The organism is Paenibacillus sp. FSL R7-0204 (genome assembly GCF_038002225.1).
GTDB lineage: Bacteria > Bacillota > Bacilli > Paenibacillales > Paenibacillaceae > Paenibacillus_AQ.
In genome coordinates, this window is record NZ_JBBOCA010000001.1 from 6,615,443 (window position 1) to 6,629,705 (window position 14,263).

Genomic DNA, 14,263 nt, shown 5'->3' on the forward strand with positions numbered 1-14,263 from the left:
CGTCTCCCTTAATAACAAATTCTATTAAGTTAGGATAGCACCTTCCGGGGCGGGGTGTCCACGCCTTGATTTTCCATGACAGGTTACCGGCAAAGGCCGGTCCTTATGCGGACCGGCCTTTGCTGGAGCCTCATTTTCTTACTTGGATACTTTGTAGATAATCTTGGATAACGTCATGACCAGCTTATAGTACTCTTTAAAGTCTGAGATATACTGGCCTGCCGCCTTTTCGAACATCTTGAGAATAATCTTCGCCCCGATATAATCACGGTAGACATCCCATACCGCTCCGGCCGAATCCAGCACATTCGCCCCGGATACAATCAGGACCTTCAGTGCATCCTCCGGTTCAATCCCTTCCGTCACCTTCAGCTGATTGGTGGCATCGTCGAGACTGATCCTTCCGTTACGCATGGCGGACACCACCACAATCATGGCGATTTCATTGTTGTCCAGCAGCCTGCGCTCGACGCTACTCAGACTGTCATAGAATTCCCGCTGTTTGGCGGTAGATACCTTTTTGAGAATACGGTAGGTCTCCTTGAGCACGCCGCCCGTGGCCATCTGAATAGCCGTTCCCAGATCCACGAGTGAGATCAGACCGGAATCCAGCATTCCCTGGGCGATATCATCCATAGTCCAGCCGCCAATCCCCACCAGCAATTCCAGCAGCCAGACCGGCTGATAATTGATCGAGATTAGAGCTCCCGCAACCTCTTTGACCTGTGTAAACCCTCCATCATACAGCACTTTGGCTATATAATAATGGCCCATACTGCCCTTGTATTGAATCAGCAGCTTGGCAATATCGTTCGCGGACAAGCCGAGCTGCTGCCGCAGAATCGCAATGGTATTATCGGTCTGCACATTCCGGTAAGCAATGTATTCGCTTGGCGTATAGCCATTGCGGATCAGCCATTGCAGCTGCTCGTCCACGGACCAGCTTTTGCCCAGGAAGACCAGTGCCCGTACCACCGGAAGTCCAAGCTTCCTGAGAATCGCAGCAATGCTATCCCCGCCTTCTCCAACAATCTCAAGACCTCCCATAATCGCTTCACCATCGTAGCCCTGCTCACGCATGGCAAGGGCAATCTCCGCGATAGGCGCATCCGGCAATCCTGCTCTTACGATCTTAAGTACCTTGTAGGGAGCCAGACTCCATTTACGCAAATATTGAACGATAGCGGCTGGCGTATTCACGCCGAACTGCACCAGCTGCGTTCCCTGCTCCTCTTCCGAGCCTGCATTCTTGCGCGCCTCGTTGAAGTAATTGTAGCGCATCTTCAGAATGCTGGCGTTGTCGTACCCCAGGCTCCTCAGCGTATCCACCAGATAAATGGACGGCGCCAGCTCAAGCAGTCCCCGCAGATCCAGCTCGGCAGCGACATCATTCGCACTCGCTCCCCGGTCTTTCATACGCTTCAGATAGGCATAGAGCGGATCAGCCCCGAACACTTCGGTTACCGCTGCCCGGACTCGCTCCGCAGGCATCACCGCAGTAGTGACTGCATCCAGCACACCCAGAGCGTCCAGATTGAACATCACCTTCAGCGCAAGCACGATATCGGTATCACTGAATTTCGCCTTCATATAGTTCGCCACCGTTCCCGGGCTGCCCATAGAGGTTGCCGGAATCAGTTTCGAGAGGTAACCGACATTCGTGCTGCTGTAATACACCGTAGTGACGGCCAACCCAAGCTCTGGCCCCCTGACATACACGGCCAGCAGGGCGGTTGCTTCATCGGCACCCAAGTTATAAGCATCCTTCAAATACTGGAGGATATCCTGAACCTGTGTACCTTGCTTATAGAGCAGGCTGACAGCGGCTTCTGCACCCGTGATTCCATACAGATCAAGCACTTGCTGAAGAGTTCCAGAGGATGTGCCCACTGCGAAATACACCTCAGCCACTGTCTTCTGTACGGCATCCGCCTTGTAAATGCCCAGTCCGTTCAAGAGGGCCTTCGCCTCCGCCTCTGTCTTGCCATAGCTCTTCTTCAAAAGTTCCGCGATATACGCCATCCGGTAGCCGCTTGTGCTTAAGACCTGAGCTGCTTGCGGGGCGTCTGTGAAAATACCCTGCGCTCTGAAAAACTCCATCACAGCGGCATCATACGCGGTGCCATATATAGCACTGATGCTGCTCAGAACCGCAGAGATATTGAACGAGCCATCGGCAATCAGCAGTGCTGACGCCGCGGCCGCAGATTGGCCGTTATACTCTTTGAGCATTCTGACAATATCCTGGAGCGGGTAGCCCGCAGTCCATAGATAGACAATGGCCGCTGGCTCCCCTGTAATTCCGGCTTGCTGCAGGATAGACTGAGGCGTTGCAGCCGTAGTGCCTTCCTCCGCAGCTGTGCCGTAGACCTGCCGCACAGTCCATTCTATAATGCTGGCGTCTTCCAATTGGAGCGACAGCAAGGCGTCCTGGGTAGCCTGTACCGAATTACCATAGTAGTTCTTCGATATTTCGGTCACATCCTGCAGCGTGTAGCCCAGCGAACGAAGATACGGCGCTGCATCCTGGATGGAGGCAATCCCGCTGCGGTTAAGCAGCTCCTCCACACTTTCATTCACCGGCTTGCCATAGTATTCCGCCACAGCAGCCAGAAGGTCTGCCGCCGGATAGTTCCCGGATTGCAGCAGGATGTAAGTCGTTTCTCCGGCACTGAGCTTGTAGTGCGTCTTGCCTGCAAGCACCAGGTCGGTTAGGGCAAATCCGGCGCTTCTCAGCTCCGGCACAGCATCGGCGAACATGGTGATCCCCAGCGCATTCAGCGTATCGAGCCGGGTCTGCGTCAGATTCTGTCCGTATACATAGGACACCGCACTCTGGATGTCCTCATCACTATAAGTTCCCTCGACGGTCAGGGCGGCGGCTGTCTCTCCGGCCGTTAACCGGAAATGCTCCTTGCCCACCCGGACGATCCCGTTCAGATCGAACTTCATGTTGCGCAGGAAGGATACGGCAGATTCCAGGGTGACCAGCCCGCTGGCTGCCAGTGAATCCACGATACTCTCACGCTGTGAGGTCCGGTAGATATCCGTTACTCCCGCAAGGATATCCTCCTGGCGGTATAACCGGGAATCTGTGAGCAGCTGCAAAGCTGTTCCCGCCGATAATCCGTATTCTGTCTTGGCCAGCCTGATGCTGTTCGCCAGACTGAACCGGGCCTGGAACACAAAGGCAATGGCTCCCCCGAAGGAAGGGTCTCCCTGCCGGACAAGCAGCGCATGGATCACCTGCTCTACGGACAGTCCATATACAGAGGCAAGGGTCGTTACCAGTACATTTTTATCTGCCAGAATATTCTTCTGCACGAAGAGCAGTGCGGTCTGACCTGCGTCCTGGTGGAAGGCGTCTTTGGCAGAGACTGCAATTTCTTTGGGGGCAAATCCCGCATTCCACAGATATTCAACAGCTGCGCCTACTTCAGTAATTCCCTGCTCCTGCAGCGCTTCTGCTACCGTACTTCCGAGCGTCTGTCCGTATACGGAAGCAAGCCCTGATAGAATAAGACTCTGATCATTCGGATAAGCGGCGGTAAGCAGCCTGGCCGCTTCTCCGGATGTAAGCCCGTAATAATCCTTGAGTGTGCGGGCAATATCAGGCAGCTTGTAGCCGCCCTTCTGCAGAAATTCCAGTCCTTCTCCCGGCGATTCGGACTTGGCCGCACTGAGCAGCTGCGCAATGGTAATCTGCTGCTGGCTATAGAGCGACTGCAGCAGCGCGAGCGTTGCCTTCAGGTTGTTACGCACTCCGCCATGGATCAGCAGGCCCCGCATAACCTCATCCTGGCTGAATCCGCCCTGAATCAGGGCCGGGCCCACCTTGTCCGACTGCCAGTAGGCAGGGTATCGCGCAGCAAGCGTGTTAATCACGGAGGCAGCCGTAGCCCCTTGTGCCCGCAGCGTCTGAATCCACAGCGAGATTGGATCGCTGCCGTAGGCCCAGGCCGCCGCCCGGCCGATATCCTCCTGATCCTCGTCAGTCTGCTGGAGCAGCAGTGCCATCGCAGCAGCGCTATCCAGCCCGTAGGCTTCGCGCAGGACCAGCGCCCGGTCCTTCAGCGGATACGGAGCCAGCCGGACAATGACCTGGTTCATGGTAAGACCTTTTGTAACCAAATACGCAGTCACATCATTTGCTGCAATTCCGTATGAGCTGAAGACAGCCACCCATTCACTCCACCCTTGGCGGTCGAATTCGGCAGCGACCTCTTCGAAGGAATACCCCGCATTTTTTAGCGCAGAGATCAGGTAAGGCATCCCCTTCGCTCTGACACCCCCTGTAGGGTAGAGATTAATCGTTCCTTCCACGATCATGTTCAAGGTATAGCTGCTGGATAAGCTCATGGCTACCGTGATCTCCGGCAGCGATGCGCCAGCGAATAAATACTGGGTATCTTTCACCACCGTACGTACATCACAGGCGCAGCCGAACCGGGACAAGGCCTCTGTGCGCTCCAGCTCCACCCAATCCTGAATCGTAAGGCCCATCTGCCGGATAAGCGGCTTGGCGATCTCGTACTTGTCCCACAGCCTGGAGTTGCTCATGACAGCCGCTACCTCTGTAGCATCCGCCTTCCCGTCCACATCCTGGACGAACACACTACGCAGCGCTGTCAGGACCTGGTCTGCTTCGTAACGGTTATTGTAATCATGGTAGAACAGATCCATCGCACCGCTCAGCGTAAGTGCTGTTCCCGCTTGAATATAGGCATCATGCATGGTCTGCAGCGATTGTACCGGCGTTTTGCCCGCCAGCCTGAACTGTCTGAACAATTCATAAGGATGGCTGCCCTGCTTCAGATAATAGTCCGCTAAGTGAACAGGATCATATCCCCCGTCCATCAGGTACTTCAGTATATGCTCCCGCTGGGATTGGGTAAGCCCTGGAGAGAGCGCCGCAATCGCTGCCGGGAGTTCTGCACCGAACTGCTCCCGCAGCAGTGCAGCCCGTGCTGAAGCCTCATATCCGCCAGCGGCGAACTGGACAAGGATATCGCTTAACGGGGTCCCCGCCGATACCCATAAATCATTCACGATGAGGGCAATTTCCCGCACCTCATAGTGCTTGGCCGTTAAGACGCTTATTATAACGGAGGCACCGTCACCGGCGGCTTTCACCGCTTCAGCCACTTCCCGGGCAGACACCTTGGCATTAAGCAGCTCGGACGCCGCATCTTGCTGCGAATACTCCCGCCGCAGCAGAGCATACGTATAAGCTGCCGGGAAGCCGGCATCCATGAAGGCCTGCCGCATATCAGCCGCACTGGCAAAGCTGTACTGCTCTGCAATCGCCTTGCTTACCTCCGCCGCCGGATATCCGGCTTGGGACAGCCAGGTTGCACTTGTAACCGCAGCCTCCTGGTACAGCTCCTTAATGACCGCTGCCGATTTTGTTGCCGATTGCTTACCTTCGGCCATGGCGGACACCGTCTGTGCCGGGCTCAGACCATATGCTCTCTGGACAGCTCCGGCAATCCCGTTGCTGTCATAACCTGCAAGTCCGAGCAACTCCACGGTATTGCCGCTTGTTTCATTCCAGTTATCCCTCAAGACCTTCGCCGCTTCTGTAACCGGTACATTGTCGCGCTTCAGATATCCCATGATGTCTTTGCTGAGCAGACCAAATCGCTGGAGGACCGGAGCAATCTCACTGATCGAATAGCCTGCCGAGAGAAACTCTGGAATAATCAATCCATCATATTTAGAAGTAGGCCGCTTCAGTGAATTGTAAGCATCATAGAGCGCTGACGCATCCGCGTTCATTGCATACAGGATAGGAGTGATTTCTGAACGGATCATCCCGTATTCGGCCAGCACTGCACGGTAGAGATTCGCTGCTTTGAAGCCGCCGTCCCGCAGAAGTCCCGCTGTCTCCAGCGCCGTCTTGCCATATTGCGTGTGAAGGATTTTGGCCGGATAGGCTGCATCGTTCTTATAGGCATAGCTGGAGACGAACCCGAGCAGGGTCGCCACATTAGCCACCGGCAATTCGTCAAAGACAGCCAGGAACGTCTGATTGACCGCCTTCACCCGGTTCACTCCGGTGTAAGCCACCGATACCGTGGAGGCTGAACCAATTACCCGGCCGCTGCTGTTCCAGCTCAGGAGAATCTGCGCCGGATCTGCGCCGAGTGCCGCAGTGACGGAGCTCTGCCATTGGCCGTCGATCTTAACGGAGAAGGACCCGCCTGCTATTACGCTGGCCAGCGGCTTGTCGAACGTCAGGATCACCTGGGTTCCGTTCTCAGAAGAGGTTGCATCCATTAGCTGCGGCGGTGTGCTCACATTATTCACCGTCAGCTCCGCGCCGAGCTCATACCCCGCTGCGCTCAGACGCAGCTTGAATTCCTTATTGTAGGCCAGGTTCACTGCCACTCTGTACGTCTGTCCGAAGTCTGCCGTGGATACCGGACCCAGTGTGACCGGGTTGTTGCCGGCATCCTGCAAGCTGAACTGTACACCCTGAACCGGAGTACTGAAGCTTACCGTGAAGCCATCTTCATTCACACCTGTGAGACTTGAAGTGACACGGTAAGCCACATACACCTTAACCGCTGCCCCAAAGTCATACCCTGTTTTCTTCAGGCTTAGCGAATACGTACTGCCCTCTGCAAGTTGAGCCTGAATGGTGCAGGTACCGGCATCTGTTCCCGCAGCGATACCCACCACCTTGATCTTATCGCCTGCCGCCGTAAGAAGCTCCACGTCCTCAGGCTGCACATCAATTCCCTTGCGGCCCAGCAGCACACTTATTCCGCCGGCATCTGCACGGGTGACCTGGCTCGTAACCGCAACTGGCAGCACCACTTCAAGCGGCCCTTCTACCGGGTGGGACGGATCTTGCACCATCAGCGTATACGTTTGACCGGCGGCTATAGGCACACGCACCAGATAGATTTTACCCGCATCGGCTGTACCCGGATTAGCATCATAGAATGAGCTTGCGGTGAGGGTTACACTCTGCCCGCCGGGTCCACTGAGGTGCACGGAGGACAGATTTAGATCAGGCACGGCCTTGCTCAGATGCAGACTGAAGCCTGAGGTACTAATATTACCCGCCGTTAATTGCAGCATCGGAAGAACATCCACATGAACCGACGGGCCAAAATCGTACCCCTTAGCGGTCAACGCCAGCCGGTATCCTGCCCCTTCTATCAGCTTCGCGGCCGCTTGATACGTTAGCCCGCCGTCCGCCGTCACCAGGGAATCAAGTGCTACAGCCTCGCCGCTACTGTCCTTCAGCAGAATGTGGCTGACCTTCAAATCTGGAACTGCGGCTTGCAGCCGCAGGGTGAACCCGTTCTTGGACAGCGCCTCGATAGACTTGGCGACAGGCTGCAGCACCTTGAACGGCAGCACCGTTCCGGAATCATACCCGTCAGCCGCAATACTCAGGCTGTAATCCGTTCCAAATTGCAGCGCCGCCCGTATGGCGTATGTTGCTCCGCCATCTGCTGTGGTTGCCGCAGACACAACGCTCTGATTGCCCTCCGCATCCTTCAAGATGAAGCTGGCTGCGTGAAGTCCCGGAATAGCCGGGTCCAGCTTCACCGTCAGCCCGTCCTTTTGTATAGCGTCATAGCTCAGTGCGATTGGAACCGGTACCTTCACTGCAAGCGCGGCTCCGAAGTCGTAGCCTGCTGCGGTCACATTCAGCGTGTAGGCCGCTCCAGCTGTAAGATTAGCAGACAATACATAACCGGCCCCCCCGTTCAGCTCCTTGACGGCTGTAACCGGAGTGGACTGCCCGTCAGCATTAACCAGCTTGAAGCTGCCAGCCTTAAGCCCGCCAACAGCCGGGTTCAGGAGAACACTCACGCCTTGCCCGTTAACAGGACCAACCTCACTTGCAATCACACTCGGCAGCGTAGCCGACAAGACTTCCCCGAAGTCATGACCCATCTGTTGCAGCGCAATCGTATAGGTCTGGCCTCCGGCAAATGCTGCCTTCAGGCGGTAAGTCAAGCCATGGTCGTCCGTCACCGCAGAGGACACAGGCAACACTTGCCCTGTGCTATCCTTCACCGTGAAATCAGCGGCACTCATTCCAAAGACACCGGGATTCAGTCCGATCTCCACGTAGTCCGCTCCTATTCTCAACACTGCCGCGCTTATCCTAGCCGGAACGTCAATGAAGATCGGGGTGCCGAAGTCATACCCGTGCTTGACAATACGCAGCGAGTAACGCTCTGTTCCCCAGAAGCCCGCTTCTACCTTATAAGTGAATCCCCCGTCCGCTGTCGATATTTTCATAGGATGGTAGACTGTAGCGTTGTCTCCTTGCTTGATATTGAAATCACCCGGCAGCAGGCTTGGCATCGCCTGATCGAAGCGTACAGTGAACGCCTGATTGTTCCCGGTCTCCATCCCCTCGAACGCAGCCGCTACAGCCTGGATGGACAACGGCAGCTCCGTACCCAGGTCGTATCCCGCCACATGCAGGCCCAGCTTGTACTGCACACCCGCCTTCAGATAGACACTAATCTCATAAGACCGGCCCGCATCCCGGGTAATGACCGATCTTAAGTTGACGGTTTGGCCTTGGTCATCCGTCAGGCTGACATTTCCGGGGTCCAGACTGAGCGGTGAGGACAGGCTCAGCTTGAAGCCGGTCACAGACAACTGATCCACCGTGGCCGAAGCCGCATTCAAGGTGAACGGGTCAATGCTGTCAAAAACATACGGCGTCTTCGCAGCAATCTTCACCGTGTACGTCTTGCCGCCGGTCAGCGGAACAAGCACATTGTAGCTGCCTGGAGCAGTGGAAGCCTGGAGGGATTGTACCGCAGCGATATTTCCCTCTTTATCAGTGACCGTAATATCCGCAGCGCTTAGACCAGGCACCTCCGTGCTCAATACGAGCTTGAAGCCGCTCCGCGACTGGCTGTGAATGATTGCATACACCCCTACTTGGAAGCCCACCGTAAGCGGAGCCCCGAACAGATAGCCGGGATACTTCGCTTGCAGAGTATACGTCTCGAAGGCGTCGAATTTCCCTTCAATATTGTACATCGCGCTTGCCGGACCTTGAGAAGTCACCGTAATCGCGATCTTGCGGCCTTTGCTGTCATACAACGCGAAATGCTCTTCGGTCATATCCGGCAGATTCGGAGAGACAGACACCACAATCTTATTCAGCACCGTGCCCACCAGCCGGAGAGCAGCCGATGCCGAGATATCGAAGGAGACCGGAGACGCCAGCCGGAAATCATCTCTCGCCAGATCCAGGGTGTACCCTTTGCCCGCTGCCACCGCATTCAGCGTCACCTGGTAGCTTAGCCCCTGATCCGTTGTCTTGAGTGAATACTCATTCACAGGGATTGGATTCCCGCTCGGATCACGGAGGATCACTTGCTGCGGGGTCAAACCGGTTACCTTGGAGCTGAATTGAAGCTTGAACCCCAGTACCGTTATATTGCTGAGTGCAGCCGTAATGATTTTCGATATTGGAAAAGCTACGGGTTCATTCACCTGATAAGTTACATCCGGCTTGTACTGAACCGTATACGTTTGCCCTCCGGCAAAGGTACCGGCAAGGGTGTAGTGAGCGCCTGCATCCGCAGTTGCCGCTGAAGTCAGTGCAATGCTGTCACCAGCGGCATTTCGGATTACAAAATGCCGCTGGGCCAGCCCCGGAACCGGCGCATCCAGTTGCACCTTCACACTTGCTGTTGTCGCCTCCATAACTGTCAGCGTTGGCGGCAGCCGGAAGGAGAACGGATTCATTGAGAATTCATCCTTGTCCAGCTTGACCATGTAGGCCATACCCGGCTTCAGCTGATTGCCCGGCACTCGAAGCTGGTAGCTCGCACCGCCGTCTGCCGACTCGAACAGATTCGGATAATAGAGCGTGCCCGCTTCATCCGTTAATGACAGCCCCAGATAATTCTCAATCTCCGGGAACGCGGGAGCGAACTTCAAGGTGAACTGCCCGTCCTTCGTTACATCCGCTATGCTGGCGGCAATCCACTTATTCACATGGAACGTGACTGGCGAGTCGAAGAGGATGTACCCTTTCTTCAGCACGAGCGTGTAGTCCGCATTCTCCGCAAGCGTGACCCGCACAAGATAGGTCCCGCCATTATCACTCGTGGTCAACGTAACTCCGTTCAGCTTGTTATTCTGCGCATCCGTGATCATAAGGTCGCCAGGCAGGAGCCCCATTACCGGGTTGGCAAAAGAAAGCTCGAAGCCCGCACTCGTGATCTTCGATACACTGGTTGTCCCTGCGTCTGTGGTCGCTGCAACCTTGAAATTCACCCCTGCTTCCGGTAGATGCCCGGTCAGCTTCAGAGTATAGCTGCCTCCCGCCAGGTGGGCCGACAGCCGGTAGCTTGCGCCCTGGTCCGCCGTTGTTGCTGAGGATATCACTACGGGATCTCCTGTATCGTTGTTCAACAATACGAAATCCCTGGCATCCAGCCCATCCACAGCATAATCAAGCTTCGCAACCAGCCCATTGTTCTCAATCTCATCGACAGAGACTGTAGCAATTAGCGGAACTAAGAAGGTGACCACGTTCGGGTCCACCTCTGCATCCAGCGCGAGACTATAGTAGCCCGGGGTCAAGGCCGCCGAGAACTGGTAGCTTCTGCCTTCCGGATCATTCATGACCGCCTTCTTGATGGGAACCTCCGGGCCTCCAAAAGCCTTGGTTAGCTTAAAGCCGTATTGCGTATTAATCTTCATCGCAGGTGCCATCACAAGCGTGAAGCCGCTGTACGTCGGATCTACTACAGTGTTCTGGGCATACACATAAATCTTCTTCGGCGCGCCGAAGTCATACCCGTCCGCCTGAACCGATACGTAATAACTCTGACCGCCCTCTCCGTCAAAAGCCACTATATAGATCCGCTGCTGGTTATCCCAAGTGACGCCTGTAACCGCAACCTCATGGCCTGCCAGATCCGTGGCCTTGAAATGTTCAGCCGTCAAATCCGGCACGCGCGGATTCAGTCCGGCCATGAATTGGGTCGGCTTCCGCCCCGCGCCCCACACATTCAGAGTCGCGTTCACTAGTGTGGCCGGCTTCCCGAAGCTGTAGCCCGGAGCCGTAATGCCAAGTACAAACGGGCCTCCGGCATTAATCTGCGTGGTAAGCAGCTTGTAGGTACGGCCTCCGTCACTGGAGCCCGCCGAGTCCAATACAACCGCCCCGCCACTGCTAGTCTTAAGCTCAAAGGCTGAGACTGTCAACCCCGGCACCGCCCGCCCGAAGTGAACCGTAAGGCCGCTATAAGCACCGGGGTACCCGTCGAAGGTCGTATACTTACTGATCTCCACGGTCTCAGGAACAACTAGGGTCCCTTGTATGAACCGTCCGTCATAGAGATTGACATGGTAAGCATAACTTCCTGCTGCGGGCAAATCCGCAGCTATCACTGCAGATTTCCTGTCCAGACCAAGCTGGACTTCATCCACGGCTACGGCCCCGCCGCCCGGAGCCTGCAGAGTCATATCGCCTGCCGAGAAGTCTGGCGTACCTTGCGCAAACTGCAGCTCAAATCCGCTATGCGTCACCCAGCCTGCCGAAGAGGGAACTTCCTCTGCCTGGACCGCCAGAGCCGCCGGTTCCGTGAACTCATACCCATCCATATCAAGCGAAAGGGTATACGAATCCTTCGGGGCCAGGCTGGCCCACACTTCATATTGCCGGCCGGGAACCACTGTACTGAGCATATCGATACTGACCTGCCCGCCCGCCGCGTTCTCCAGCACCAGGCTCAGAGAATCTATCTCCGGCACTGTCTTATCCATAGACAGGATAAAGCCGTAAGTTCGCACGGTGCCAATCGAAGGTTCAACCTTAACCTTGCCTACGGCTGGTACAGTCACTTCAAGCGCTGTCCCGAAGCTATAGCCGCTCCGTTCCATACTAAGCGTGTAGGTGCTGCCGGGGACAAGTCCTGCAGTAATCGTGTATACACCGCCATCCTCTGCGGAGGCCGCTCCGTCCACCGGAATGCTGCTGCCATCCCCCGCTGTCAAAGCGAAATGAGCTGGGGTTAATCCCGCCACCGGCGGATTCAAGGATACCTGGAAGCCCGTCTCCGTGATGCCGTAGACCTCAGCAGATACTGAGATCACTACCGGGTCCGTAACCGGAACGAATACGGACACAACCCCGCCGAAGTGGTAGCCCGCCTTCGTCACGCTTAACAAGTAGGTAGCCCCTTCCTGCAAGGCAGCTGTCAGCTGGTAAGAGTTTCCGCCGTTATGGGCAGCAGCCTCTTGAATAGCGACAGCTTCGCCCGTCCCGCTGCGCTTCAGGGTGAAGCCGGACAGCGGCAAATCCGCGACTGGCTGATCGAACTGGACCTCCAGGCCCGCTGCGCTGATATGCTGCACTGCCGTGGTCACCCGAATATCCTCCGGTGTGGTCACCGGAACAACGAAGGTTGCCGGGGCGCCGAAGACATACCCTGCCTTAGAGAGTGTGACGGTGTAGGTCCCCCTCTCCTGCAAGGCTGCGGCAACCCGGTAAGAGCTTCCCCCGTTCAGTGAGCCGATGAAGGATATCTCTATGGCCTGTCCCGCTGCATCCTTCAGCGAGAGCTCTGCCGCAGTCAGATTCGTAACAGACTTGCTGAAGCTGAGCATGAAGCCGCTCAGGCTGCCTTGCCCAGCAGTGACTGCCACCTCAAGCGCCTGCTCTGCAGGCGGCAGGGTCGGCTGAGGTGTTGGGGACGGAGTGGACGTTGGGGATGGCGGGGTCGTCGGATTGCTTTCGCCACCGCCACCACCGCCGCCTCCACCACTTCCTCCGTCAGTTCCACCTGCTCCGGCAGGAGCCGTGCTTGCAGCCGGAGCAGTAACCGTGTACTCTCCGCGTGCCGTAGTCTCCACGCTGCCGGGGGAACGTTCAAACACTACCTTTGGAGCATCTACCAGTGCCTTCACGATTTCTCCCGCGCCTGATACACTGGCTGTGCCATGCAGCTCCAGATCACTCACCTTCACGCCTTCGTTCAGCGTAATGGACGAAGCACTGACTCCCCCGGCAACGCTTAAGCGGCCTATGGTCCCCGAGGTGACCACAACCTTGACGTTGCTCTTAATCTCCACCGAGCTGAAGTCCCCGCTCAGGGTGACTTCACCCGACCCTGAAATGACAACTCCCTCAATACCGCCGGAAGCTGTCCCGCTCTGCTCTGACTCAAGCTTAGTCTCAGACTGGACATTCAACTGCCTGATGATCGTTGTCCCGCCGACCACAACCCGTATCAGACCGTCTGCCCGATCCACGGTTACAACACCGAGCCGGGAATGATTGATATGTACACTATGGGCACCGCCGCCTTGAATATCCGTGCTGCCCTGTACCGTCACCTGTTCAAGGTAGACCTCTCCGTCTCCAACCTTGGAGCCGATGAGCAGATTTCCTTGGACCTGTATATTGCGCAGCGTTATGCCTGGCGCATTCAGGGTAAGATCACCGGCAACGGTGAACGAGCCTGCAGCAGGACCGTAAGTGCCGCCGGTCTCCAAGGTCTTCGCCGGAGGAATGATCCCTCCCTCTGCATGGCTGCCGGACTGCTGCTTCAGACGATCCAGCAGAACAACAGCTTCGGCCCGTGTAAGCTGCCGTGAAGCTGCAATCGTTCCATCCGGGAAACCCTTCATGTAACCGGCACTTAGCACAGCACCCAGTGCATCACGGCCATAGCCCGGAATACTGCCGGCATCCTTGAATACCTTCAGCGGATCTTCGCCGTCCTTCATCAGCACAGGCGTAAGCTTGGCGAGCATTACGGCCGCCTCCACCCGTGACAACGGCTTGTCCGGCTGGAAGGTCCCGTCAGGAAATCCCGTCACATATCCGGCCTGGACCGCTGCCTGCACCTGTGAGACGAACCAGGCCGCAGAGGGAACATCCTTGAAACTGATCTTTCCCGTTCCCTGGTAAGCAAACAAGCGGTTCACTAACGCCACAAACTCTATACGTGAGATAGTCTGATCAGGCCGGAAGCTTCCATCCTGGAAGCCTTTGATATACCCGCCTCCTATCCATTCGCTTAGTTGCGGCTCCGCCCAATGACCGTTAATATCGCTCGCAGCAGAGGCTGTCCCGTTCACAGCCGCAGCCTCTGCCTGGCCTGTCTGCCAAAGTCCGGGACTCCACAGCCCCGCAATTAGACTGACAATCAACAGCCAATGGAGCAAGAGTCTTATTCTCTGTTTTGCCCGGTGGTTCTTCACGCCAATTCCCCCTTCATCACAGCATTCTTGTTTTTCGACAATCTATGAG

The 14,263-nt window shown here is 56.1% G+C and carries 1 protein-coding gene; it reads right to left on the reverse strand.

The genetic code is table 11. From position 1 onward, the window contains the following. Positions 1 to 138 precede the first annotated feature (138 nt). Positions 139 to 14,214, reverse strand: a complete 14,076-nt coding sequence (locus MKX42_RS28735) for an S-layer homology domain-containing protein (protein WP_340756495.1) — start codon at positions 14,212 to 14,214, stop codon at positions 139 to 141. Positions 14,215 to 14,263 lie beyond the last annotated feature (49 nt).